Genomic DNA, 25978 nt, shown 5'->3' with positions numbered 1-25978 from the left:
CACGATGCGAAGCGAGCCGCTCTTGATCTGCTTTTGATCTTAAGCGCCCCGTCAAACCACGCTGGCCGGAATTCGACAGGGATTTGGGGGGTAAACCGGCAGGGATGCCGGTTTAGCCGCCCCGCGCCATGGATGGCGCGTGGCGGCGGCCCCCCAAATCACTGGCGGATTACGGGCACACCGAGCCTAGGCGAGGTGCCGAGTGGTGGGGCAAGAGCCCTTTGGTTACTTTGGGGCTTTTCCAAAGTGACCCGCCGTCAGGGCGGAACCCTAAGTGGCCGTTACCTAAACAACGGATATGTACCCGGTCCAACTGTGTTGACTGTTAGGCCGCCTTCGCGAGCAAGCCCGCTCCCACAGTAGGATCGTTGGGGTGTCAGGTAGATAGCCGCCGGTTGGCAGGCCGCCATCGCAGGCAAGCCAGCTCCCACATGGGCAAACCTCAGCCCCGCTGCGCCTCTGCCTCTTCATGGGCATGACGCAGCCGCTCACGGCTGTTGGTCAAATGCAGGCGCATGGCCGCACGTGCCGCATCCGAATCCTGGCGGGCAATCGCCTCATAGATTTCTTCGTGTTCGCGGCTCAAGCGGCTCATGTAGTGCTGTTGATCATCATGAGCCAGGCGCGCCGAATTCAGGCGGGTACGCGGAATGATGCTGGTGCCCAGGTGGGTCATGATGTCGGTGAAGTAGCGGTTACCGGTAGACAGTGCAATTTCCAGATGAAAGGCAAAATCCGACGCCACCGCATCGCCAGCGTGGGCCGCACTTTCATTCAAGGCATCGAGGGCCGCACGCATGGCCGCCAACTGCTCATCGCTGCGACGCAAGGCCGCAAGGCCCGCAGACTCCACTTCCAGGCTGATACGCAACTCCAGAATCGCCAGCACATCACGCAAGGTCACCACGGTGGCCGGGTCTATGCGGAAACCGCTGGGGCTTGGCGTGTCCAGCACGAAGGTGCCGATACCGTGGCGAGTCTCGACCTGCCCTGCCGCCTGCAACCGCGAGATGGCTTCGCGCACCACCGTACGGCTGACGCCATGGGCGTCCATGATCGCCGACTCTGTGGGCAACTTGTCGCCGCGTTTGAGCTGGCCATCGCGGATCTGCTCGGACAACACCGTGACCAATTCCTGGGCAAGGCTGCGGCGCTTGCGGGGAAGACGTGGGGCGGCGCTGGCGTTTTCCATGATGAACCATCTTTCTCGACGAACTAAAGACCGCATCATAGCCCATGGTGGTTGTACGATCACCGTTCTGGCGCGACTTTCATCCATATCCTTCACGCAAAAAAAATGCCCCGACAGCTGTCGAGGCATTTTTCAGATGGGTTTGTAAGCGAAATCCGCCTACTTCACCACTTTCAAGCTTGGCCGACCGCTAGGGCGCGGCGGCTCGGCATCCGGTGGCGGTACATCATCACCGTCTTCGCCTTCGATCGTTTCGTCATCCTCTAAAGGCGACTCCAGATCGAACACCATGCCCTGGCCATTTTCCCGAGCGTAGATCCCGAGGATGGCACCGATGGGCACGAACAGCGTATGGGGCACACCGCCGAAACGCCCTTCGAAGCTCACCGCTTCGTTGTCCATGTGCAGGTGGCGCACGGCACTGGGCGATACGTTCAGCACAATTTGCCCGTCACTGGCAAAACCCTGGGGTACCTGAACCGCAGGAAATTCGGAATTGACCAGCATGTGCGGGGTGCAATCGTTGTCCACAATCCACTCATAGAGCGCGCGGACCAGGTAAGGTCGACTGGAGTTCATCAACGGCTCCTTAAGCCTTAGCGCATATCGCGTTCGGCGCCAGACAGACTCGCCTGGAAAGCCTCACGCGCAAACTGGCGCTCCATGTAATCAAGCAACGGCTTGGCCGGCCGTGGCAGTTCAATGCCCAGAATCGGCAAGCGCCAGAGTATGGGTAATAGGCAGCAATCCACCAAGCTTTGTTCCTCACTGAGGAAAAAAGGTTTATCGGCGAACAACGGCGAAACGCCGGTCAGGCTCTCGCGCAATTCCTTGCGCGCCTGCACACGAGCGGCTTCTTTGGAACGCGAATCCAGGATCACATCCACCAACCCGCACCAGTCACGCTGGATCCGATGGATCAGCAGGCGGCTGTTGGCACGCGCCACCGGGTACACCGGCAGCAAAGGCGGATGAGGGTAACGCTCATCCAGGTATTCCATCACCACGGTCGACTCCCACAACGCCAGGTCACGATCGACCAGGGTGGGCAAGCTGCCGTAAGGGTTCACTTCGATCAGCTTCGGCGGCTGACGGCCCGCCTCCACACTGATGATCTCGGCGCTGACACCCTTCTCTGCGAGCACGATGCGTACTCGGTGGGAATAGTGGTCGGCGGGGTCGGAGTAACAGGCCAACCGGTTGGTCACGCCCATGGCGGTCCTCCTCGCTTGTTGAAATTATCGAAAGCTCAAAAACGAGCGCGCCCAGAAAGCATCCCTGTAACGACCGGTTCAAACCGGCGCTACGTGTTCAGAGATGCCGCTGGGCGCGCAAGATTAACAGCAATTGCTTACGGTTGGATCAATGCACATCCTTCCAGTATTCACGCTTGAGCAAATAAGCGAATACGAAGAAGAAAGCCAGGTACAGCAAGACGTAGGTACCAATGCGCTGATGCTGCAGTTTGACCGGGTTGGCCGAGTAGGCCAGGAAGGTCACCAGGTTCTTGACCTTCTCGTCGAACTGCTCTTCGTTCAGCGTACCGGTCTTGGGCACGATGGTCAGTTGATCGCACGCTTCATGGGTCAGCGGCGTGCCGGTCAACGGATCATATTGCTTCTTGCCGTTTTCAACGACCTGAACCTGCTTGCATCCTACCACTTGGCGCCCCTGCAGGCCGACCAGAACGTTCGGCATGCCGACGTTCGGGAAGACTTTGTTGTTCACGCCATAGGGGCGCGCAGGGTCTTCGTAGAAGGACTTGAGGTAACCGTAGAGCCAGTCGGTACCGCGTACCCGGGCCACCAGGGTGAGGTCGGGCGGTGCGGCGCCGAACCAGGTCTTGGCGTCGGCCGGCTGCATGCCGATGTTCATGTGGTCGCCGATCTTGGCACCCGTGAACACCGCGTGGCTGAGCATCACTTCATGGGGAATGCCCAGGTCATCGGCAACGCGCTCATACCGTTGGAACTTGGCGCTGTGGCACCCCATGCAGTAGTTGGTGAATGTACGCAGCCCATCCTGCATGGCGGCTTTGTCAGACACATCGATATCGACTTTTTCCAACTCCGCGCCATGCTCGGCAGCGAAGGACAGTAGCGGCAGCGCCGCAAGCACGAATGCAACGAGTAATTTTTTCATCAGCCAGTCACCCTTTCCGGAACCGGTTTGGTCTTCTCGAGCCGGGTATAGAACGGCATCAGAATAAAGTAGGCGAAGTACAGGAAGGTGCAGACCTGCGACAGCAACGTCCGCTCAGGGGTAGGCGCCAATACGCCCAACACACCCAGGATCACGAACGAAATGCAAAACACCCACAGCCAGATCTTGCTCAGCCAGCCTTTGTAGCGCATCGACTTGACCGGGCTACGGTCGAGCCAAGGCAGCACGAACAGCACCGCGATGGCCGCGCCCATGGCGATCACGCCCATGAGTTTGTCGGGGATCGCGCGCAAGATCGCGTAGAACGGCGTGAAGTACCAGACCGGGGCAATGTGCTCAGGTGTCTTGAAGGCGTTGGCCTGTTCGAAGTTAGGCTTCTCCAGGAAATAACCGCCCATCTCCGGGAAAAAGAACACGATCGAGCAGAACACGAACAGGAACACCACTACGCCGACAATGTCTTTCACGGTGTAGTACGGGTGGAACGGAATGCCATCCAGCGGGATGCCGTTCTCGTCCTTGTGCTTCTTGATGTCCACGCCATCCGGGTTGTTGGAACCCACTTCGTGCAGCGCCAGGATGTGCAGTACTACCAAGCCCAAGATCACGATCGGCAAGGCCACCACGTGCAAGGCGAAGAAGCGGTTCAGGGTGATGCCGGAGATCAGGTAGTCACCACGAATCCACTGGGTCAGGTCGTTGCCGATCACCGGGATTGCGCCGAACAGCGAGATGATCACCTGGGCCCCCCAGTACGACATCTGGCCCCAAGGCAGCAGGTAGCCCATGAACGCTTCGGCCATCAGCGCCAGATAGATCAACATGCCGAAGACCCACACCAGCTCACGAGGCTTCTGGTACGAGCCGTAGAGCAGGCCGCGGAACATGTGCAGGTAGACGACGATAAAGAACGCCGACGCGCCGGTGGAGTGCAGCAGGCGCAGGATCGAGCCGTACTCGACGTCACGCATGATGTATTCGACAGAAGCAAACGCTTCTTCCGCCGACGGCGTGTAGCTCATCGTCAACCACACGCCAGTGACGATTTGGTTGACCAGCACCAACAGGGCCAGGGAGCCGAAGAAGTAGAAGAAGTTGAAGTTTTTCGGCGCGTAATATTTGCTGAGATGGTCTTCCCACATTTTAGTGGCGGGGAAGCGCGCATCCACCCAATCCATGAACTTGCTCATCACGCGTTCTCCTTGTCGAGGCCAATGACAATGATGTCGTCAGATTCGTAATTGTGAGGAGGAACCGGCAGGTTCAGGGGCGCGGGCTGGGATTTGTAAACGCGGCCAGCGAGGTCATAGTGGGAACCGTGGCACGGGCAGAAATAACCGCCGACCCAGTCTTTGCCCAAGTCGACAGGCGCCACTTCCGGGCGGAAGGTAGGTGAGCAACCCAGGTGGGTACACAGACCAACCAGCAGCAGAATCTCTGGCTTGATCGAACGCGCTTCGTTCTTGGCGTAGGCGGGCTGGTCGGACTTTTCGGATGTCGGGTCAGATAACTGGCCTTCGATCTTCTTCAAATTCCCCAGGATTTCCTCGGTACGACGAACAATGAAAACCGGCTGGCCGCGCCATTCAGCAATCATCTGCTGGCCTGGCTCGATCTTGCTGACATTCACCTTCACCGGTGCACCTGCGGCTTTCGCCTTGGCACTGGGAAACCATGACCCCACGAACGGGACCGCAGCCCCCACCGCTCCTGCAGCACCCACCACGGATGTGGCTGCTACCAAGAAGCGACGCCGGCCTGCATTCACGCCGTCATTGCTCATTCAGTCCTCTCCCATCAGCTTTTTGGCCTGTTAAATCAGGCGTCTACTAAGTGTTGAATCTTTACTTATAAAAATTTTGACGGATGGTAATGAAAAGCCCCACGTATGACAAGGGAATTGCCCGGAGCTCCGCCTCCAGGCCTTGTAGTATAGGGGGTCTACGGATGTGGCAAGTTGTCACGGCGAAAAATGTGCATAAATCGCAGGCAATAAAAAACGCCCAGCTCCGTAAGGAGGCTGGGCGTTTTTGTAGAACGTAAAGCGAATTAACGCTTCGAGTACTGCGGACGCTTACGCGCTTTACGCAGACCGACTTTCTTACGTTCAACTTCACGAGCATCGCGAGTCACGAAGCCAGCTTTGCGCAGAGCGCCACGCAGGGTTTCGTCGTACTGCATCAGAGCGCGAGTGATACCGTGGCGGATTGCGCCAGCTTGACCACTTACACCGCCACCGATAACGGTGACGTAGATGTCGAACTTTTCAACGGTCTCGGTCAATTCCAGCGGCTGACGAACTACCATGCGGGCAGTTTCGCGACCGAAGAAGTTGTCCAGGGAGCGGTTGTTGATCGAGATGTTACCAGTGCCCGGACGCAGGAAAACGCGTGCGGTTGCGGTTTTGCGACGGCCAGTGCCGTAATTTTGAGTCGCCGACATAATGAACTATTCCGTTAAAACTTCAGTTCTTGGGGCTGCTGAGCAGCATGAGGGTGTACAGCGCCCGCATAGACTTTCAGCTTGCGAAACATATCGCGACCCAGTGGGCCCTTAGGCAGCATGCCTTTGACCGCGATTTCGATCGGGGCTTCAGGCTTCTTGGCAATCAGGCCTTCGAAGTTGGAAGACTTGATACCGCCTGGGAAACCGGAGTGACGGTAGTACATTTTGTCGCTTGCTTTGTTGCCGGTTACACGAACCTGCTCAGCGTTGATGATGACGATGTAGTCGCCGGTATCAACGTGCGGGGTGTATTCAGGCTTGTGCTTGCCACGCAGACGGCTGGCGACTTCAGTGGCCAGACGACCCAGGGTCTGACCAGCGGCGTCGACGACAAACCAGTCGCGCTGAACTGTTTCCGGTTTTGCAGTAAAAGTTGTCATTCTTTAATAGCCTCAGGGGCCGCCTGTAAATTTAGACGGCGGATCTTACTGAATAGTGCGTACTTTGACAAGGTCAAAGGCAGCCGGATACAGACGCTATCGGGGGCTCGGGTCGGCGCGTCCGTTCAACGGCAAGATTCTTCGGCAGGCGGCGCATCACTTCCACTGCAGAAAGAGGTGGGCAATTATGCAGATTGCGAAAAAAAATTCAACCTGCTTTTATGATTGTTTTCCCCCGAAGGAGTACCCGATGGATTACCGACAGCTGGGCCGCACCGATCTGAATGTCAGCGCGATCGCGTTGGGCACCATGACCTGGGGCGAGCAGAACAGCGAGGCAGAGGCCTTCGCGCAGATCGAACGGGCCAAGGCCGCGGGGATCAACTTCCTCGACACCGCAGAAATGTACCCGGTACCGCCCAAGGCCGACACCTACGCCACCACCGAACGCTACATTGGCAACTACTTCAAAAGCCGTGGCGACCGCGCCGACTGGGTGCTTGCCAGCAAGATCGCCGGCCCCGGCAACACCATCGACTATATCCGCGATGGCTACCTGCGCCACAACCGCAAGCACATTGGCGCAGCCCTCGACGCCAGCCTCAAGCGCCTGCAGACCGACTGGATCGACCTCTACCAACTGCACTGGCCGGAGCGCAGCACCAACTTCTTCGGCCAGTTGAGCTACAAGCACAAGGACGAAGACGACCTCACCCCACTGGAGGAAACGCTCGAAGCCCTGGACGAACAAGTGAAGGCCGGCAAGATCCGCCACATTGGCCTGTCCAACGAAACGCCGTGGGGCACCATGAAGTTCCTCGCCCTGGCCGAAGCCCGCGGCTGGCCGCGTGCAGTGTCGATCCAGAACCCCTACAACCTGCTCAACCGCAGCTTTGAAGTGGGCCTGGCGGAGGTTGCCATTCGTGAACAATGCGGCTTGCTGGCCTATTCGCCTTTGGCGTTCGGCATGCTCAGTGGCAAGTACGAGAATGGCGCACGCCCGGCCAAGGCGCGCCTGACCGAGTACAGCCGCTTCAGCCGTTACTTCAACCCGCAGTCGGAAGCGGCGTGCAGCCGCTATGTGGCTCTTGCGCGGGAACATGGCCTGGACCCGGCGCAGATGGCGCTGGCCTTTGTGACACAGCAGCCATTTGTGACCAGCAATATTATTGGGGCCACGACGCTGGAACAGTTGGACAGCAACATCGCCAGTGCCGATCTGAAATTGTCCAAAGAAGTGTTGGAAGGGATTGAGGCGATTCAGAAGGATCATCCAAACCCAGCACCTTGATTGATCCTTAGACCGCTATCGCAGGCAAGCCAGCTCCCACATTTTGATCTGTGAATACCGTCAAATGTGGGAGCTGGCTTGCCTGCGATGAGGCCATCAAGAGCACCAGACAATCAAAGCGCCCGCGCAATAATCTCCTTCATGATCTCATTGGTCCCCGCATAAATGCGCTGCACCCGCGCATCCGCCCAGGCCCGGGCAATCGGGTATTCCCACATGAACCCGTAACCGCCATGCAACTGCACGCACTCATCGAGCACCTTGCATTGCAGGTCCGTGGCCCAGTACTTGGCCATCGCTGCGGTAGGCACGTCCAGCTTGCCGTCCAGGTGCATAGCCATGCACTTGTCCACAAAAACACGGCCGATCTGAATCTCGGTAGCCATCTCCGCCAGCTTGAAGCGGGTGTTCTGGAAATCGGCAATCGCCTTGCCGAACGCCTTGCGCTCACGGGTGTAGTCCAGGGTCCACTGCAACGCCGCTTCGGCTGAGGACAGTGCGCCAATTGCAACAGTCAGGCGTTCTTGCGGCAGCTCCTGCATCAGGTAGGCAAAGCCCATGCCCGCCTGGCCCAGCAGGTTTTCCTTGGGCACGCGCACGTCCTGGAAGAACAGCTCCGAGGTGTCCTGGGCCTTCATGCCGACTTTCTCCAGGCGCTTGCCCTTGTCGAAGCCCGGCGTATCGGCTTCCACCAGGAACAGGCTGGTGCCCTTGGCGCCGGCCTTGGGGTCGGTCTTGGCAACGACGATCACCAGATCGGCCATGTAGCCATTGGTGATAAAGGTCTTGGAGCCGTTGATCACGTACTCATCACCGTCCAGCACCGCGGTGGTCTTGACCCCTTGCAAGTCGGAACCAGCGCCCGGCTCGGTCATGGCAATGGCCGTGACCATCTCCCCGGAGATCAATTTGGGCAGGTACTTGTGCTTCAGCGCTTCACTGCCGTAATGCAGGATGTACGGCGCGACGATATCCGAATGCAGGGAAAAGCCGATGCCGGTCAAACCCAGGCGGCTGACCTCTTCGATCACCACCGCGCTGTAGAGAAAATCCGCGCCCAGGCCGCCATATTCCTCTGGCAGGTGGGAACACAACATGCCCGCCTCCCCCGCCTGGTTCCACAGGTTACGGTCGATATAGCCCTGCTTTTCCCATTGCCCATGGAAGGGCACGGCGTGATTTTCGAGGAAGGTCCGCACGCTCTCACGGAAGAGTTCGTGCTCCGAGCTGAACAAGGTTCTGGGGATCATGGGTCACCTGTGTGGATTGTCGGACAAGGACGAGCCCACAGAGCCTATGCCCCGAAGGCGTCACGGGACACTGGACACATGCGACAAAAAATAAGACGATCCAGCCGTCTGGTGACCACTTTCCCCTATAAGAATAAATGAAATTATGTCTAACCAAATCTCCACGCCGTTGCGGCGCGTCAGCATTTTGGCCATTGATCGGGTATTCGCTTCCACCCTCATGCAAGCCAAGGATTTCTTCCATCTCGCCAGCCTGCGCCATGGCAAACAGCAAGGCCTGGGCCTGACCCCAGGGTTCGAAACGCGCCTGGTCAGCCCCGACGGCCAGTCCGTGCGCAGCTTCAGCGATGTGATCATGCCGGTGGACGGCGGTCTCGAAGACGCCGACATCATCGTGCTGCCGGCCTTCTGGGACGACTTCGATGTGTTGTGCACCCGCTACCCCCAGGTGCTGCCGTGGCTGCGCGAACAACACGCCCGCGGGGCTGTGCTGTGCGGCGAGGCCACCGGGGTGTTCTGGCTGGCCGAAGCCGGGCTGCTCGATGGCAAGGAGGCGACCACCTACTGGCGCTTCTTCAATGCCTTCAGCGAGCGCTTCCCCAAGGTGCAGCTCAATCAGGACAAGCACCTCACAGACGCCGACAACCTGTATTGCGCCGGCGGCACCACCTCGGCCTGCGACCTTTATATCTACCTGATCGAACGCTTCTGCGGCGCCAACATCGCCCAGGCGGTGGCCCGCGACATTCTCTATGAGGTGCAGCGCAACTATTCACCGGGGCGGATCGGGTTTGGCGGGCAGAAGCTGCATCAGGATGTGATCATCCTGCAGATCCAGCATTGGCTTGAAGAGCACTTTGCCGACAAGTTCCGCTTTGAAGACGTCGCCCGGGAACACGGCATGAGCATCCGCAACTTCATGCGCCGCTTCCAGACCGCCACCGGTGACAAGCCGCTGCATTACCTGCAACGCCTGCGCATCGAGACCGCCAAGGGCCTGCTCTCGGGCAGCCGCAAGAGCATCAAGACCATCAGTTATGAGGTGGGTTACGACGATGCGAGTTTCTTTGCGCGGTTGTTCAGGCAGCACACGGAGTTGTCGCCCAACCAGTACAGGCAGCAATTCCAGCAAGCCGCCTGACCCAGGCTGAACGCGGTAAAAAAGTGTGGGAGCGGGCTTGCTCGCGAATGCGGACTGTCAGTCGACTTATTCATCAACTGACAGATCTCATTCGCGAGCAAGCCCGCTCCCACATTTGACTTATAGCGTGCTTAAGGCTTGTGCCCGCGCGACAGGAACTCGTGGGACTGCATTTCCAGCAGGCGGCTCAGGGTGCGCTGGAATTCGAAGTTCAAGCGGCCGCCGGTATAGAGGTCCTTGAGTTCGACTTCCGCCGAGATGATCAGCTTGACGTTACGGTCGTAGAACTCATCGACCATGTTGATAAACCGTCGCGCGATATCGTCGGTGGTCACGCCCATCTGCTCCACACCACTCAAGATCACGGCGTGGAAAATCTTGCCCAGCTCGATGTAGTCGTTCTGGCTACGCGGCCCATCGCACAGTTGGCGGAAATCGAACCAGGCCACGTCATCGCAGGTGCGCAGCGCGATGATCTCGCGGTTCTCGATCATCAGCTTGTCGTTTTCCACCGCCTGGGTGCATTCCGGTGTCAGCGCACGGAAGCTTTTCTTCAGGCTTTCGTGTGCGGCTTCGTTGAGCGGGAAGTGGAACAGCTCGGCTTGCTCCAAGTGACGCAGGCGGTAGTCGACGCCGCTGTCGACGTTGACGATATCGGTGTTCTGCTTGATCAGCGCAATGGCCGGCAGGAAGCGCGCACGTTGCAGGCCATCCTTGTACAGGCCATCGGGCACGATGTTCGACGTGGCCACCAGGGTCACACCGTTTTTGAACAGTTCTTCCATCAGCGTGCCAAGGATCATGGCGTCGGTAATGTCGGAGACGAAGAACTCATCGAAGCAGATCACCCGTGCCTCTTGGGAGAAACGCTTGGCAATGATGGTCAGCGGGTTTTTCTCGCCCGGCAGGGTCTTCATCTCTTCGTGCACGCGCTTCATGAAGCGGTGGAAGTGCGTACGTACCTTTTCCTTGAACGGCAGCGCTTCAAAGAAGGTGTCTACCAGGTAAGTCTTGCCCCGGCCCACGCCGCCCCAGAAATACAGGCCCTTGACCGGCGTGTGGTCTTTTTTGCCAAACAGCTTGCTGAACATCCCTGGCTTGCTTTGCGACGCGGCCACGAGGTCCTCGTACAAGCGCTGCAAATGACGCACGGCATTTTCCTGTGCCGCGTCGTGGAAGAACTCGGGGCGTTTCAGATCAGCTTGATATCGTTCTAGGGGCGTCATAATTTCGTTAGCAAGGCAACAAAAACGGGCCGACACTGTAACGACGGCCCCGGATAATGGCAATCAACCCTTGGTCGGGTTAATCCTCGATTGGGGCTAACGCAGCGCGCAAGGCTTCGATGGCCGCGTCACGCGAAGCTTGGTCGGCGTACTCGGCGCTGTCAGCGACTGCGGCGCCATCCAGCCATACGCTGAAGTTCAAAGCCTCGGCGCGTACGTCCAGCGCATCACCACTTTGCAGTTGCTTGGTCACCGCGCCGGCCGCTTTGCCATCGGCAAAGTTGCGCGACAGCAGCAGTTGCTCGCCATCAGCGGCCAGCAGGCGGAAGCGGAAGCTGCCGTCAGCTTCACGGAAGCTCACAAACCGCGCAGCCTTTGCCGCTTTCTTCTTGGTAGCGACTGGCGCCGCCGCCTGGTTGACGAACGAACGCAGGCCCACCGCTTCACGCAGCTCGGCCAGGAACGGTGCCGCCACAGCGCGGGCCTTCTTGGCGCCGACCTGCAGCAGGTCTTCCATGTCCGATGGGCGCGACATCAGTTGGTGGTAACGCTCGCGCGCTTCGCCCAGCTGGCCGTCGAGCAGTTGGAACAGACGGTTCTTCGCCTCGCCCCAGCCCAGGCCTTCTAACAACTGGCCACGGAATTCGGCTTCCTGGGCCTTGGTCGCGAACGCCTGGTACAGGGTGAACAGGTGCGAATTGTCCGGGTCCTTGGCTTCGCCTGGGGCGCGGGAGTCGGTGACGATCCGCGAGATCGCGTCCTTCATGTCCTTGGCGCTGGTGAACAACGGGATGGTGTTGTCGTAGCTCTTGGACATCTTGCGGCCATCCAGGCCCGGCAAGGTGGCCACGCTTTCTTCGATCAGCGCTTCGGGCATGGTGAAGAATTCTTTACCGTTGCCGAACAGGTGGTTGAAGCGCTGGCCGATGTCGCGGGCCATTTCCACGTGCTGGATCTGGTCGCGGCCCACCGGCACCTTGTGCGCGTTGAACATCAGGATGTCCGCCGCCATCAGCACCGGGTAGCTGTACAGGCCCATGCTGATGCCTGCATCCGGGTCTTCACCGTTTTCGACGTTCTTGTCCACCGAGGCCTTGTAGGCATGGGCGCGGTTGAGCAGGCCCTTGGCGGCAACGCAGGTGAGCAGCCAGGTCAGCTCCGGAATTTCCGGGATGTCCGACTGGCGGTAGAACGTTACCCGGTTCACATCCAGGCCACCGGCCAGCCAGGTCGCGGCGATTTCCATGCGCGAGCGCTGGATGCGCTGCGGGTCATCGCATTTGATCAGGGCGTGGTAGTCGGCCAGGAAGTAGAAGGAATCGGCATTCGCGTCTTCGCTGGCGAGGATCGCCGGGCGAATCGCACCGGCGTAGTTGCCCAGGTGCGGCGTGCCGGTGGTGGTGATGCCGGTGAGGATACGGGTACGGGTCGTCATGGGTGATCGCTTGTCATCAATTCGAAAGACGTGGCAGCACCAGATCCTTGAGATCGGTCAGCTTGCCATGAAAAAAGTGTCCGCATTCTGCCACTTTCAGCAGCTCATGGGGGCGTTTCAGGGCGGCGGACCAGGCGTAGACGAGTTGCGGGTCCACAACTTCATCGGTTTCCGGCTGGATCAGGGTCAACGGGCAGCCTTGGGGCAGCACGTCCGACTCGCCCAGGCGCATCACCGCCGCAGCCACCATGAACAGGTGTGCGAGCTTCTCGCCCTTGGCTTCCAAACGCCCGCCGAGGCTGGCAGCCACGTAACCGCCGAAGGAAAAACCCAGCAAGGTGATCGGCAGGTCCGGGTGCTTTTCCCGCAACCAGGTGGCGGCCGCTTCAGCATCGTCAACTTCACCGCTGGCCATATCGTGAGTACCGGCACTGGCACCGACGCCCCGGTAATTGAAACGCAAAGTAATCAAACCCGCGTCGCGGGCGGTGCGTTGCAAGGTCGATACGACTTTATTGAGCATGGTCCCGCCCTGCACCGGGTTAGGGTGGCAAACCAGCGCCAGGCCACGTGGTTCGGGGTGATCCAGGTACAAGGCTTCCAATTGGCCCACCGGGCCATCGATCAAAACGGGGGTTTCACGCATGAGCAAGGATGAACTCCGTGACCTCTCAAGGGGTCGACTCGTCTAGCTAAAAGTCTGTGCATGGCATCATTGCGAGCTTAATCGCGGTATACAGCGCAGGTTTGAGCCGTTAACGTAAAGCAAAGCCGTTTATAGAGGAAGGACTCGTGGAACACTCGCTCTTAGTTTGGTTGTTGCCGACTCTTGCCCTGGTTGCCGGTGTCGCCATTGGTTTCCTGGTTGCCCGCCTGCTGCCGAATGCCGCGCCTAACCGCACGCAGCGTCAGCTGGATGACATTCAGGAACGTTTTGACAGTTATCAGAACGAGGTTGTTACCCACTTCAACAGCACCGCGACCCTGGTCAAGAAGCTCACCCAGAGCTACCAGGAAGTACAGGATCACCTCGCCGATGGCGCTAACCGCCTGGCCCTCGACGACATCACCCGCCAGCGCCTGCTGGCCGCGCTGCATTCCGATGCACCGCAACCCCCACGGGAACGCCTGACCCCGCCACGGGAAAACCAGGAGCCACCACGGGACTACGCGCCCAAAACGCCGAACGCTCCAGGCATGTTGGATGAGCATTACGGCTTGAAGAAGTAAGTCATCTTCGAGCAATAAAAAAGCCCGGCTGATCGATGATCAGCCGGGCTTTTTTGTCTCATTTCCATGCCAACGCAGATCCAATGTGGGAGCGGGCTTGCTCGCGAATGCGCCGTGTCAGTCACTGACGTTTTGATTGATACACCGCATTCGCGAGCAAGCCCGCTCCCACCTTTTTGACCGCGTTTGAGCCTTAAGACACCGGCTGCTCCTGCAACCGACCACCGTCAATGCGCACATGCCGACCATGGAAACGCTTGAGGCTGCTGCGGTGGCCGACGCTGACGATGCTCAGTCCTGGCAGTTCATCAATCAACGCCTGGTACAGGGTTGCCTCGTCTTCTTCATCCATCGCCGAGGTCGCCTCATCCATGTACAGCCATTGCGGTGCAAACAACAACGCACGGGCAAAGGCCAGGCGCTGTTGTTCGCCGGGCGAGAGCATGCGTTGCCAGTGGTTGGCTTCATCCAGGCGATTGACCAGATGGGGCAGGCGACAGGTTTCCAGCACCTGTGCATAACGTTCTGGTGCATAGACGCTGTCGTCCTGTGGATAACTCAACACGGCCTTGAGCGTACCAATCGGCAAATAAGGCTTTTGCGGCAGGAACAGGTAGCGTGTCGCCGGCAGGCGAATGCTGCCATGCCCGGCCGGCCACAGATGCCCCATCGCCCGCAGCAACGTGCTCTTGCCGCTGCCGGAACGCCCGCTGAGCATGACGCGCTGGCCAGGCTCCACGGTCATGTCGGCGTCGGTGAGCAAATGGCGGCCGTCGGCCAGGTCCATGCCCAAGTCTTTGATCACCAGGCGCTCGCCTTCAGGGCGCACGTCGATCGCCGGCGTGCGTTGCTCGTTGTCGCTCATGGCTTGCTGGAAACTCAGCAGACGGTCGCTGGTGGCGCGCCATGTCGCCAGCTCCGAATAGGCGTTGATAAACCAGCTGAAGTTCTCTTGTACGTTGCCGAACGCCGAGTTGATTTGCATCAGCTCGCCCAGCTCGATCTTGCCGGTGAAGTAGCGCGGCGCGGCGACGATAAACGGGAAGATGATCGCGATCTGGCTGTAACCGGCGGTGAAAAAGGTCAGGCGCTTGGACACTTTCATGATGTCCCAGAAGTTCTGCCAGACCTTGCCGAAGCGCGTGCTCAGGCGCTGCCTTTCATTCGGTTCGCCGTTGTACAGGGCGATACTTTCGGCATTCTCACGCACCCGCACCATGGAAAAACGCAGGTCCGCCTCAAAGCGTTGTTGCTGGTTGCTCAGGCCGATCAAGCGCCGGCCGATCAGGTGCGTCAGCCAACTGCCCACGGCGGCGTACAGCAACGCACACCAGAACATGTAGCCGGGGATGGTGACGCCGAACACCTCGATGCTGCCCGAGACACCCCACAGGATGATCGAGAATGACACCAGGCTGACCACGTTGCGCAGCAACCCCAGGCCCAGGCTCAAGGTGCCAGAGGTGAAGTTGTTGAGGTCTTCGGAAATCCGCTGGTCCGGGTTGTCGGTGTAGCCGCCCTGCTCCAGCTGGTAGTAATTCTTGTGGGCGAGCCAACGGCTGAAGTGTTTTTCGGTGAGCCAGGCGCGCCAGCGGATCGTCAGCATCTGGGTCAGGTACAGGCGGTACACCGCACCGAGTATCGCCACCGCCGCGATCCCGCCGAAATAGCCGATCAGTTGCCAGAAGGCCGCGGTGTCCTTCTTCTCCAGGGCGTTGTAGAAGTCCTTGTACCAATGGTTGATCCACACGGAGATCGCCACGCTGAACAGCGACAGGCCAATCACTGCGGCCAGCAACAGCCAGGCCCTGCCCTTCTCTTCGCTGCGCCAATAGGGTGTGATCATGGCCCAGGTTCGGCGGAAGAAGTGCCCACGCACCGCATCGTTGACCGCGCGGTATTCAGCGTTCTGATTCATCGTTCAGGCTCGGTAGGAAAAAAGTGACAGGCGTTTGAACCGATCATAGGTGATCGGTTCGTGCGTCCGTGCAGCCTGAAGCGGGTTGTTCAGTCGCCGTTCAGCGTCGCACCGGGCGCTTCTGCAGCTTGCGTTGCAGCGTGCGGCGGTGCATGCCCAGGGCGCGGGCGGTGGCGGAGATATTGCCTTCGTGTTCGGTCAACACACGCTGGATATGTTCCCACTGCAGGCGGTCTACCGACATCGGGTTTTCCGGCACCAGGGTGTCAAGGTCGGCATGCTCGGACAGCAAGGCGGCCAGCACGTCGTCGGCATCCGCCGGCTTGCACAGGTAATTGCAGGCGCCGCGTTTGATCGCCTCGACGGCGGTGGCGATGCTGGAGTAACCGGTGAGGATCACCACGCGCATTTCCGGGTCGAGTTCCAGCAGCTTGGGCAGCAGCACCAGGCCCGAGTCGCCGTCCATTTTCAGGTCCAGGGCAGCGTAGTCCGGCAGGTCGGCCTGGGCGATGGTCAGGCCCTCTTCGGCAGAGCCTGCGGTGCTGACGCGAAAACCGCGCCGGCTCATGGCGCGTGCCATCACGCGGGTAAAGGTCGCGTCGTCATCTACCAGCAACAGGTGCGGCAGTTCTTCGCCTTCGACTTGGATCTCGTCACTCATCGATATCTCCTCGTGCGACACGGGGCAGGCGCAGCTCGGTGAGCGTGCCACCTTCCTCATGACTATAGAGCTTCACTGAGCCGCCCGCGCGGGTCACGCTGGCCTTGCTCAAAAACAGGCCCAGGCCGAAGCCTTTGCCCTTGGTGGTAAAGAAGGGTTTGCCGATCTGCTCGGCAATGGCCAACGGCACGCCCGCGCCATGGTCACGAATGCTGATGGTGACGTTTTCGGCGTCCCAGTCCAACTGCACACCGAGGCCTTCAGGGCAGGCGTCGGCGGCATTATTCAGCAAGTTGAGCAGCGCCTGGGTCAGGTCCGGCGGTGGCGCCATGCGCGGGACGCTGCCTTGGCCCAGCAGGTTGAAACGGTAACTGGCTTCGGGACGCATCAGGTGCCAGCGGTTGAGCGCCTCATCGAGCCACTGGGTGACGTCTTGCATTTCTACCGCCAGACGGCGATTGGCTTCGGCGGCGCGCACCAGTTGCTGGAGCGTTAGCTTGCACTGTTTGACCTGCTCCTGCAGTACGCTCAAATCGTCCTGCAGGGCCGGGTCGTGATGGTCCTGGGTCATTTCCTTGAGCAGCACGCTCATGGTCGCCAGCGGCGTGCCCAACTCATGGGCGGCGCCGGCGGCCTGGGTGGCAACGGCCAGCAACTGCTGGTCACGCAGGCCCTCTTCCCGGCGAATGGCGCGCAGTTCTTCCTGGCGGCGCAGTTCTTCGGCCATGCGTGCGGCGAAGAAGGTAATGACTGCCGCCGACAGGGCGAAGCTCAACCACATCCCGTAGATCTGCAGGTTTTCCCGGGCGATGGGGAATGTCTGCAAGGGGTAGAACTGCGCCAACAGCAAGGTGTACAGCGTCAGCGCGATGCCCGACAGCACCACCGAATAGCGCCACGGCAGGGTCACGGCGGCGATGGTCAAAGGCACCAGGTAGTAGGAGACAAAGGGGTTGGTGGAACCGCCGGAGAAGTACAGCAACACGCTGTGGATAAACAGGTCACAGGCCAGTTGCAGGGCGTACTCCAGCTCGGTCACAGGCCAGGTGGTACGCAATCGTATGGCGGTGAACACACACAATACGGTGGAAAAACCCAGGGTCACGGCCAGTTGCAGCCAGGGCAGCGGCAGCAGGTCGAACCAATAGGCAAGCCCGACGGAACCGGCCTGTGCGGCCAATACCAGGGTGCGAATGAACGTCAGGCGCCAAAGGTTCTGGCGAGTGGCGGAAGTCAGTTTTACGGCGGCGAGCATGAGCTCTCCCGGTGAGCGCTGCAGGCGGATCGGCACGAGTATAAACGAAGCAGACCTACTGGCACGGCGTGTGTGGCTCTTTGACGCAGGCCGGGCAAATGACCGTTCGTCGGCGCCCGCATCACTTGTAGGTAATGTGTAAACCCGAAGAACCCAGTGCCAACGTCTACAGTCTTACCGAGCACGACTATCTCAAGGAGCTTCCATGTCTCGTTTCATTCGCAGTGCAGCCATCATTACCCTCAGCGCCAGCGCCCTGGCCAGCCTGCCGGCCATGGCCGCCGATGCATTGCATTACAACCAGATCTCCCTGCGCGCCGAAGCCAGCCAGGAAGTGGCCCGCGACAAGATGATCGTCACCCTTTACACCGAATCGCAAAACGCCGACCCGGCCAAGCTCGCCGCCGAAATAACCACCACCCTGAACCAGGCCCTGGGCCAGGCGCGCGAAGTCAAAGGCGTGACCTTGCGCCAGGGCAGCCGCAACAGCTACCCGATCTACGACAGCAAGAACCAGAAGATCACCGGCTGGCGTGAACGCGCCGAGTTGCGCCTGGAAAGCGCGGACTTCCCGGCGCTGTCCAAACTCACCGGCGAGTTGTTGAACACCTTGAAAATGGACAGCATGGACTTCGCCATCGCCGACGCCACCCGCAAGGCCAGCGAAGATGCGCTGCTCAAAGACGCGGTGGCGGCGTTCAAGGCGCGCGCGCAACTGGCTACCGATGCACTCGGCGGCAAGGGCTACAAGATCGTCAACCTGAACTTCAACACCAATGGCTACCCGATGCCCTACGCCCGCAATGGCGGCATGATGATGAAGGCCGCCATGGCCGATTCAGCGCCGACGCCTGAAGTGGAAGCCGGCACCAGCCAGGTCACTATGAGTGCCGACGGCGTGATCGAAGTTTTACAGTAACTTTTTTAGACAGGACAGAGGCGCAGCCCCACGGGGCGTGCGCCTTTTTTTTGCGTTGGCGCCACGTCATATCCAGCAGCATATCTCGCAGGAATCAAGTGCCCGGCTTTCACGACTCATTACTGCCATAGCTACCAGGGAGGGCTGTGCTGGCATTTATTCACACAATGAGAGCCGAATTCATGTCCCTATCAATCAACCCAATACCCTCTGCATCACTGCCATCGGGAATCGCCTATCCGACGCCGAGCACTCAAACGCAGACGCCACCCGCAGTCCCGCCAACAGCCAATCCCGTCCAACCCGACGAAACAGCACTGCTCAAGGCCTACCTCGAGGCCGCACAGCGCAAGGTCTTACACGGCAATGCCGGGCTTATAACCGTCCCGCCCCAAAGTACCCTGGGTCAATGGCTTGGGCTGTATCGCAGGCTTTTGGAAAACTCCGTTGTCCAGAGTTGGCTGCGCGCACAACACTTCGCTGCGGACACCCTGCTTTCAATCAACCCCTCTACCGGTACCTTGTCGGCCGAGGTCGAGGGCAAAACCAAAACCTTTCAACTGTCGGATACATCAGGCTGGGGGCAAATTTCAGGGCCATTGCTGGACGCCGCAAAAGTTATCGCCCCTGGCAATAACGGTGATTTGCGTGTGAGGCTGCGCGAGGACTCCATACAGGTCAGCGCAAAAGTGGTGGCCAACTTTGAAGGCGTTACCCTGCCGCAAACACTGACACAGGCCCGTGCGCAAATCAGGCACCTGGAACATAAAGACACCTTCGACCCTATCCCCGCCGATGACCGCCTGCGCCCTGCCAGCAGCCGCTCGGCACAGGCGCTGCTAGTGCAACAACACAACGCCGCCAGGTACTACAGCACCGCACCACAGGCCTTGGCTTACAAGCGCCTGGCGGTTGACGTGGCCAACAATCTGCCCAATACGCGGGCAGAAGCCAAGAAGTGGGCGGATGACCTGCTGCTCAAACTCACGGGCAAACCTATCGACTCCGACACCGTCTACTTGAATCGCTTCAAAGGTGGCGAAAGCGCGGACACGGCGACCGGCTGGGAACACACATTCCAGGAGCCCTGGTCTTCGCTGCGCTTGCCCGACGCCCTGCTGAAAAACTTCTCCGAGCACGACTGGGTGCCTGGCAACCTGGACCTCGACGCGGGTTTGTATACCCAGCCTGCCGGGCAAAGCGAAAACGGCGGCTACGGAAAACACAATCAAATCGACCTCAAGCCGTCCCAAGTAATGCACGAAAGCTGGAAAACCGACTTTCAGGCCCAGATGACCCAGAAATTCGACGCGTTCTGGAGCGCGCATACCGATGACTACCAGACGGTAATCAAGGGCGAGTTCGTTTCCCAGGCCCGGGAACAACTGAAGAACGCCGAAGCCGGGTCACCTGCTGAGCGAGCGTTACAAGCCCCCGAACATCAGTTCACCCGTGGCGACTACAGCCTGGTAATGGCAGCGGCGAACAATATTCCACTCGACGAAAACACCCCCCTGAGCCTTGAACAGCTGCAGGCTAAAGCGCCAGTAAACAGCACCCCCCAAGTCCATGCCCTTGATATCCACGGCTTTATATCCAGCGACATTCTTCGATTCAGCAACGACGACGCTGGCCGGCAAGTGCTTTACCTACCTGGAGCCAAACCAGCATTTCTGCGCTTCGACTCCTTGGACAAGCTCAATCAATGGGTGATTGACCAGACCAAGGACCCGAAAAAAAGCCAGTCGCTGCTCGCGCACTTTTCGCTGGCTGATCGTCAGAACCGTAAGCCTGGCGTTCTCATACAACTGGCAAGCGGGTTCGTACCGGGCGGGAGCTTTACAGGTATTGGCGACACGCAAGATGGCCTGGACGCCCTCTTCAAGAAAATGGCCGCCGGCGCTCTGAAAACACCGCTGAATAAAAGCAGTCAGTCAAAGATCGAGGGGGACGTGTTTTCCACCCTGGCAACCGCTGCCAAACAGCGCATGACGAGTGATACCGACGTTGTCGTCAAATCCAACAGCGAAGTGACGCGGGATACCTGGCTCAATGACATTACCGTGGCCGCGGGGTTACTGGCCAAGCTTGCCCCCATCGCGGCACCGGTCACCGGCGCCGCAGTAATTGCCGGGTTGACCGAATTGGGGTTGGGGTTCGAACAATCCGCGTCCGGAGACACCGAGGCGGAACGCGACAACGGGGCCTCCCGAGCACTCGATGGTGTGCTGAACACATTATTTTCCATCGGGGCGAGTACCGTCCCTGAAGATCCTTTTGCACTGCCGCCGAAGAAAGAACTGCCGGTGAGAAACCCGCTTGTTCAACCACAAGTCACCGAAATTGAAGAACCAAAACCCGGGCCATCCAGCGGTACTCAGGTGGTCAACGACGCGGGGGCTGCGGCGCCAAAATCCCGCCCCCTACTGCCGATGGCGCCCTATGCTGTCCCCGAGGGTGAACAGTTGATAAAGGATGCGCCCCGCGACGCGCTGGGTGTCTACCGAATATCCGACAGCCAGGGAGCACTGCGCCAATTCGTGCGCCTTACCGATGAGACGGGGGCGAGCAAGGTATTTGAGATATCGGGGCGTTACCGCACCGGCGATGTGTTTGCCCGAGTCATCAACCCTGATAACGGCGCGGGACTGATGATCATCACACCCGGGCGTGATGGAGAGTGGGCCCGTGCCCCGGGCGATGGCGGGGTGAGGTGGCAGTGGCCGTGGCCGCGAACTGAGTCCCCGACACTCAGTAACGATATAAAAACCCCTGCACAGGTATCGGATAATTTTATTGAGTTAGACGGTACCAAAATGAAAGGCGCTGACATATTCGACAAGTATTTCCACGTTGAAGAGCAAGCGAACTATAAATATGGCATCAGCGTCGAGGAGGAGAACGGTGTTTTAAAGAATCGCCCTGTCTTTTCTTGGACAGCCGACAGCGGGGATTTCACGGTATCCGCATCGGAAAGAGCCTCCTCATCCCCGTTCGGTACCAGCGATTACTCCGAACAATTTATCAAAGACATCAACCGAGACCCTTACACAATAAGGCGCCCTGGCCGGGAGAACGTTGAAATCGACATATCTCGGCAGATAGCAGGAATGACTATCCCCAATAACTTAGAAGAGCCGATTCGTGAGGGTCTTATAAGGGACGGGATCGATAAATTTGAGCACATCGTGCCCGATCCTGACATGCGAGCGGCCATTTCAGAGGTTGCTCATCAAGGCTCTTCCGCTCCTGTGTGGTTTGAATTGCAGCCTCCACGCGTGAAGCCCGGCTTTAGCAGCGGCGTTGGCGACAGGCAGTACTTCATCGACTACAACCCTTTAAAAAACGAGACCGAGGTCATAATAACCACCCAATGGCGCCTGAAATATGCGGTTAGAGGTGAGTCCACCCTCGCCGATGACGTGAACATAACAGCCACTCGAACTTTCACCCTTCGTAAAAGTAATGAAATAGACGGCCCGCCCGTTACAATCGACAAATCGGCTCCCATCCGGATAGAAGTCTCCCCCCGCATAAACGTATCCCCTACCTAAGCCAGCTGAACGGCGGTAACCTCGGTCACCGCCGTTTTCGTTTGGGCAGCTTTAATATGCCCGCCATTTCAGGGGTCTTTATGCAAAGAATCGCCGTCAAGCCACTGCTCCTCGCCGCAAGCCTTGCGGCCTTTATGCCGATGGCCCAGGCCGCCACGACCCTGGTCTACTGCTCCGAAGCCAGCCCCGCCGGCTTCGATCCCAGCCAATACACCAGCGGTACCGACTTCGATGCGTCCGCCGAAACTGTGTTCAACCGCCTGACCCAGTTCAAGCGCGGCGGCACCGAGGTCGAACCTGGTCTGGCGACGAGCTGGGATGTTTCGAAGGATGGCCTGACGTACACCTTTCACCTGCGTGAAGGCGTCAAGTTCCACACCACCGACTTCTTCACTCCGACCCGCGATTTCAACGCCGATGACGTGCTGTTCACTTTTAATCGCCTGCTCGATGCCCAGAGCCCGTTTCGCAAGGCCTACCCCTCCGAGTCGCCCTACTTCACCGACATGGGCTTGAACACCACGATCAAGAGCGTCGAAAAACTCGACGAGCACAGCGTGCGGTTCAACCTGAACACGGTCGATGCTTCGTTCGTGCAAAACCTGGCCATGAGTTTCGCCTCGGTGCAATCGGCCGAATACGCCGCCCAACTGTTGAAAGAAGGCAAGGCCGAACAGATCAATCAGCAACCGGTCGGTACCGGGCCGTTTGTGTTCAAGCGCTATCAGAAGGACTCGCAGATCCGCTACGTGGCCAATAAACAGTATTGGAAACCCGAGGACGTGAAGCTCGACAACCTGGTGTTCGCCATCACCCCGGACGCCGCCGCACGCCTGCAAAAACTCAAGGCGGGCGAATGCCAGGTCAGCGGTTACCCGCGCCCTGCCGATATCGAGGTCATGAAACAAGACCCCAACCTGCGCGTGTTGCAACAAGCAGGCTTCAACCTGGGGTTTTTGGCCTATAACGTGACTCACCCGCCGCTGGATCAACTCAAGGTGCGCCAGGCCCTGGACATGGCCATCGACAAGCCCGCGATCATCAAGGCCGTGTACCAGGGCGCCGGGCAATTGGCGCAGAACGCACTGCCTCCCGCGCAGTGGTCTTATGACCCGAATATCCAGGACGCCCCCTACGACCCGACCAAGGCACGGTTGCTACTAAAAGAAGCAGGGGTTGCACCAGGTACCACCATCAACCTGTGGGCAATGACCGTTCAACGCGCCTCAAACCCGAATGCGCGGATGTCCGCACAAATGATTCAACAGGATTGGGCCAAGGTGGGCATCAAGGCCAACATCGTCAGCTATGAGTGGGGCGAATACATCAAGCGCGCCAAAAATGGCGAACACGATGCAATGATTTATGGCTGGACCGGCGACAACGGCGACCCCGATAACTGGCTGGGCGTGCTCTACAGTTGTGCCGCAGTCAAGGGCAGCAACTACGCCAAATGGTGTAACCCGGCCTACGACAAGCTGGTGCAGCAGGCCAAGGTCAGCAGCGACCGCGAGCAGCGCATCAAGTGGTATCAACAGGCACAGAAAATCCTTAAGGAACAAGTACCTATAACGCCTATTGCGAACTCGACGGTTTTCCAGCCTATGCGCAAGCAAGTGCAGGACTTCAAGATCAGCCCGTTTGGGCTAACGCCGTTCTACGGTGTGGGTCTAGATAAGTAACAGCCGCGCCCCAACCGAGTGCGCTAGACGCCTCGGCTGGGCTTTTTTGGTGCGCGATTTGCACCGAAAAAACCCTCCAAACAAGCACTTTTGTGTCGAAACTTTCATAATTGCGACATTCCTGTACGTTCGTACCACAGTTTTCCCTTTGCAACCGCTCTGCATCTTGCATTGGGTATGGCGCCTGCATAAGTATCCGCAGGCCGACTCACGAGGTCGCCCTCACCACCAAAAATGACAACAAATCATGAGGCCAACATGCTTAAACACGCAGTCCTTCCGTTATTAGTGAGCGCTGGCCTTATGGCCGCAGCCCCCGTAGCCCTTGCGGCAACTAACCTGGTGTTCTGCTCCGAAGGGAGCCCGGCCGGTTTTGATCCAGGCCAGTACACCACCGGAACAGACTTCGATGCCTCGGCCGAAACCATGTTCAACCGCCTGAGCCAGTTCGAACGTGGTGGCACCGCCGTCGTTCCTGGCCTGGCCACTAGCTGGGACGTGTCCCCGGATGGCCTGACGTACACCTTCCACCTTCGCGAAGGCGTCAAGTTCCATACCACCCCGTACTTCAAGCCAACTCGTGAATTTTCGGCTGACGACGTACTGTTTACCTTCAACCGGATGATCAATAAAGACGATCCATTCCGTAAGGCCTACCCCACCGAGTTCCCGTACTTCACGGACATGGGGATGGACACCAACATCAAGAACATCGAAAAAATCGATGACCACACCGTCAAGTTCACCCTTGGCACCGTGGACGCCGCGTTCATCCAGAACCTGGCCATGAGCTTCGCCTCGATCCAGTCCGCCGAATACGCTGCGCAGTTGTTGAAGGAAGGCAAGCCTGCCGACATCAACCAGAAGCCGGTCGGCACTGGCCCGTTCGTGTTCAAGAGCTACCAGAAAGACTCGAACATTCGCTACACCGGCAACAAGGACTACTGGAAACCTGAAGACGTGAAGATCGATAACCTGATCTTCGCTATCACCACCGACCCGTCGGTGCGTATCCAGAAACTCAAGAAAAACGAATGCCAGATCACCCTGTTCCCACGTCCGGCCGACCTCAAGGCGCTGGGTGAGGACAAGGACCTGAAACTGCCGCACCAGGCCGGTTTCAACTTGGGCTACATCGCCTATAACGTCATGCCTGTACTCAAGGGCCAGACCGCCGCGAACCCGCTGGCTGACCTGCGCGTCCGTGAAGCCCTGGACATGTCGGTGAACAAGCAGCAGATCATCGACTCCGTGTATCAGGGTGCCGGCCAACTGGCGGTCAACGCCATGCCGCCGACCCAGTGGTCCTATGACACCACCATCAAGGATGCCAAGTACGATCCTGCCAAGGCCAAGGAATTGCTCAAGGCCGCTGGCGTCAAGGAAGGCACCGAGATCACCCTGTGGGCCATGCCGGTCCAGCGCCCCTACAACCCCAACGCCAAATTGATGGCCGAGATGCTGCAGAACGACTGGAAACAGATCGGCCTGAAGGTCAACATCGTCAGCTACGAGTGGGGCGAGTACATCAAGCGCTCCAAAGGCGGCGAGAACCAGGCCATGATCATTGGCTGGAGCGGCGACAATGGTGACCCGGACAACTGGCTGAACGTGCTGTTCGGCTGCGACTCGCTGTCGGGCAACAACTTCTCCAAATGGTGCGACAAGAAATTCGACGGCATCGTTAAAGAAGCCAAGGCCACATCGGATGTCGCCAAACGCACCGAGCTGTATAAGCAGGCGCAACATATCCTCAAAGATGCAGTCCCGATGACACCTATCGCGCACTCGACGGTGTATCAACCCATGCGTAATACCGTGCAGGATTTCAAGATCAGCCCGTTTGGCTTGAACTCCTTCTACGGCGTTAGCGTCAGCGGCAAGTAAGGATCAATAACGGCGACGTTTCATAACGTCGCCGTTATTCCATCCGCCTGGACCTTCGGAAACAGACTACGTTTGCAAGCGTTGCCGTCTTACAGCAATGAACTGCGACCCGTGCCTCCGTTGCCTACAAGGTCAGTCAGAATTGACGCATTTACTGCAAGGTCAACGCCCCATAAGGTCGTAGGACAGCAGAGGCATCATTCTGGGGAAGGGCACTTGCTGTGTGTGGGATCAGTGAGGTTTGCCTGGCTTTACGCCAGAAGCAAGGCTCGCTGTTGATAACTACAAA

At 58.7% G+C, this 25978-nt stretch carries 22 protein-coding genes; 7 read left to right on the top strand and 15 right to left on the bottom strand.

Annotated features, from left to right (window positions below):
- Nucleotides 1-442 precede the first annotated feature (442 nt).
- The 8 genes from MF6394_RS03745 to rplM all read right to left on the bottom strand — a co-directional run bounded on the left by MF6394_RS03745 (nt 443) and on the right by rplM (nt 6240).
- Nucleotides 443-1192, bottom strand: coding sequence for a FadR/GntR family transcriptional regulator (locus MF6394_RS03745; RefSeq protein WP_003188534.1), 750 nt, complete (start codon nt 1190-1192; stop codon nt 443-445).
- 159 nt (nt 1193-1351) lie between these two features.
- Entirely contained in the window at nt 1352-1771 is a 420-nt protein-coding gene (locus tag MF6394_RS03740) for a ClpXP protease specificity-enhancing factor (protein WP_003188531.1), read from the bottom strand.
- Between the two features lie 17 nt (nt 1772-1788).
- On the bottom strand, nt 1789-2406 hold the full coding sequence (locus MF6394_RS03735) for a glutathione S-transferase N-terminal domain-containing protein (RefSeq protein WP_003188529.1): 618 nt from the start codon (nt 2404-2406) through the stop codon (nt 1789-1791).
- Between the two features lie 148 nt (nt 2407-2554).
- Nucleotides 2555-3334 (bottom strand): cytochrome c1, encoded by a 780-nt coding sequence (locus MF6394_RS03730; RefSeq protein ID WP_044271591.1) that lies wholly within the window; start codon nt 3332-3334, stop codon nt 2555-2557.
- Nucleotides 3334-4545 carry a cytochrome b gene (locus MF6394_RS03725; protein WP_003188526.1) on the bottom strand — a complete coding sequence of 404 codons (1212 nt, stop codon included), beginning with the start codon at nt 4543-4545 and terminating at the stop codon, nt 3334-3336. Before MF6394_RS03725 ends, MF6394_RS03730 begins: the two co-directional genes overlap by 1 nt.
- Complete coding sequence (gene petA, locus MF6394_RS03720; protein ID WP_003188524.1) at nt 4545-5138, bottom strand: ubiquinol-cytochrome c reductase iron-sulfur subunit; 594 nt, start codon at nt 5136-5138, stop codon at nt 4545-4547. The genes MF6394_RS03725 and petA overlap by 1 nt, the downstream gene beginning before the upstream one ends.
- 266 nt (nt 5139-5404) lie before the next feature.
- On the bottom strand, nt 5405-5797 hold the full coding sequence (gene rpsI / locus MF6394_RS03715; protein WP_002555064.1) for a 30S ribosomal protein S9: 393 nt from the start codon (nt 5795-5797) through the stop codon (nt 5405-5407).
- Between the two features lie 14 nt (nt 5798-5811).
- Nucleotides 5812-6240, bottom strand: coding sequence for a 50S ribosomal protein L13 (gene rplM / locus MF6394_RS03710; RefSeq protein ID WP_003188508.1), 429 nt, complete (start codon nt 6238-6240; stop codon nt 5812-5814).
- 250 nt (nt 6241-6490) lie between these two features.
- Between rplM and MF6394_RS03705 the strand changes: the two genes are divergently transcribed.
- Entirely contained in the window at nt 6491-7531 is a 1041-nt protein-coding gene (locus tag MF6394_RS03705) for an NADP(H)-dependent aldo-keto reductase (RefSeq protein WP_044271587.1), read from the top strand.
- 113 nt (nt 7532-7644) lie between these two features.
- On the opposite strand, the gene MF6394_RS03700 is transcribed toward MF6394_RS03705, so the two are convergent.
- On the bottom strand, nt 7645-8781 hold the full coding sequence (locus tag MF6394_RS03700; protein WP_078466198.1) for an acyl-CoA dehydrogenase family protein: 1137 nt from the start codon (nt 8779-8781) through the stop codon (nt 7645-7647).
- Between the two features lie 220 nt (nt 8782-9001).
- On the opposite strand from MF6394_RS03700, the gene MF6394_RS03695 reads away from it, so the two are divergent.
- Nucleotides 9002-9922 carry a GlxA family transcriptional regulator gene (locus MF6394_RS03695; RefSeq protein WP_169855855.1) on the top strand — a complete coding sequence of 307 codons (921 nt, stop codon included), beginning with the start codon at nt 9002-9004 and terminating at the stop codon, nt 9920-9922.
- A 131-nt stretch (nt 9923-10053) separates the two neighbouring features.
- On the opposite strand, the gene zapE is transcribed toward MF6394_RS03695, so the two are convergent.
- From zapE to MF6394_RS03680, 3 genes are all read right to left on the bottom strand, one after another.
- Nucleotides 10054-11148 (bottom strand): cell division protein ZapE, encoded by a 1095-nt coding sequence (gene zapE, locus MF6394_RS03690; RefSeq protein WP_032893582.1) that lies wholly within the window; start codon nt 11146-11148, stop codon nt 10054-10056.
- Between the two features lie 79 nt (nt 11149-11227).
- Complete coding sequence (locus tag MF6394_RS03685) at nt 11228-12583, bottom strand: tryptophan--tRNA ligase (RefSeq protein WP_078466197.1); 1356 nt, start codon at nt 12581-12583, stop codon at nt 11228-11230.
- A gap of 16 nt (nt 12584-12599) precedes the next feature.
- Entirely contained in the window at nt 12600-13229 is a 630-nt protein-coding gene (locus MF6394_RS03680; RefSeq protein ID WP_003188497.1) for an alpha/beta hydrolase, read from the bottom strand.
- A 146-nt stretch (nt 13230-13375) separates the two neighbouring features.
- On the opposite strand from MF6394_RS03680, the gene MF6394_RS03675 reads away from it, so the two are divergent.
- Nucleotides 13376-13813, top strand: coding sequence for a YhcB family protein (locus MF6394_RS03675; RefSeq protein WP_032893585.1), 438 nt, complete (start codon nt 13376-13378; stop codon nt 13811-13813).
- A 193-nt stretch (nt 13814-14006) separates the two neighbouring features.
- Here the strand turns inward: MF6394_RS03675 and MF6394_RS03670 are convergent, their stop codons facing one another.
- The 3 genes from MF6394_RS03670 to MF6394_RS03660 form a co-directional block, all read right to left on the bottom strand.
- Complete coding sequence (locus MF6394_RS03670; protein ID WP_078466196.1) at nt 14007-15731, bottom strand: ABC transporter ATP-binding protein/permease; 1725 nt, start codon at nt 15729-15731, stop codon at nt 14007-14009.
- 100 nt (nt 15732-15831) lie between these two features.
- Nucleotides 15832-16392, bottom strand: coding sequence for a response regulator transcription factor (locus tag MF6394_RS03665; RefSeq protein ID WP_003171731.1), 561 nt, complete (start codon nt 16390-16392; stop codon nt 15832-15834).
- On the bottom strand, nt 16385-17647 hold the full coding sequence (locus MF6394_RS03660; RefSeq protein WP_003188495.1) for an ATP-binding protein: 1263 nt from the start codon (nt 17645-17647) through the stop codon (nt 16385-16387). The genes MF6394_RS03665 and MF6394_RS03660 overlap by 8 nt, the downstream gene beginning before the upstream one ends.
- Before the next feature lie 205 nt (nt 17648-17852).
- Here MF6394_RS03660 and MF6394_RS03655 point away from each other — a divergent pair, with 205 nt between their 5' ends.
- The 4 genes from MF6394_RS03655 to MF6394_RS03640 all read left to right on the top strand — a co-directional run bounded on the left by MF6394_RS03655 (nt 17853) and on the right by MF6394_RS03640 (nt 25689).
- Complete coding sequence (locus tag MF6394_RS03655; RefSeq protein ID WP_032893587.1) at nt 17853-18566, top strand: SIMPL domain-containing protein; 714 nt, start codon at nt 17853-17855, stop codon at nt 18564-18566.
- 146 nt (nt 18567-18712) lie between these two features.
- Nucleotides 18713-22120, top strand: a complete 3408-nt coding sequence (locus MF6394_RS03650) for a dermonecrotic toxin domain-containing protein (RefSeq protein WP_238597272.1) — start codon at nt 18713-18715, stop codon at nt 22118-22120.
- An 80-nt stretch (nt 22121-22200) separates the two neighbouring features.
- Nucleotides 22201-23802 (top strand): ABC transporter substrate-binding protein, encoded by a 1602-nt coding sequence (locus tag MF6394_RS03645; RefSeq protein ID WP_044271574.1) that lies wholly within the window; start codon nt 22201-22203, stop codon nt 23800-23802.
- Nucleotides 23803-24060: 258 nt separating this feature from the next.
- Complete coding sequence (locus tag MF6394_RS03640; protein ID WP_034126282.1) at nt 24061-25689, top strand: ABC transporter substrate-binding protein; 1629 nt, start codon at nt 24061-24063, stop codon at nt 25687-25689.
- The last annotated feature ends 289 nt before the right edge of the window (nt 25690-25978 follow it).

This window comes from Pseudomonas sp. MF6394 (genome assembly GCF_002018845.1).
Taxonomy (GTDB): Bacteria; Pseudomonadota; Gammaproteobacteria; order Pseudomonadales; family Pseudomonadaceae; genus Aquipseudomonas; species Aquipseudomonas lactis.
Note: the sequence above shows the minus strand (reverse complement) of the source record. Positions and strands in the feature narration are given on the sequence as shown.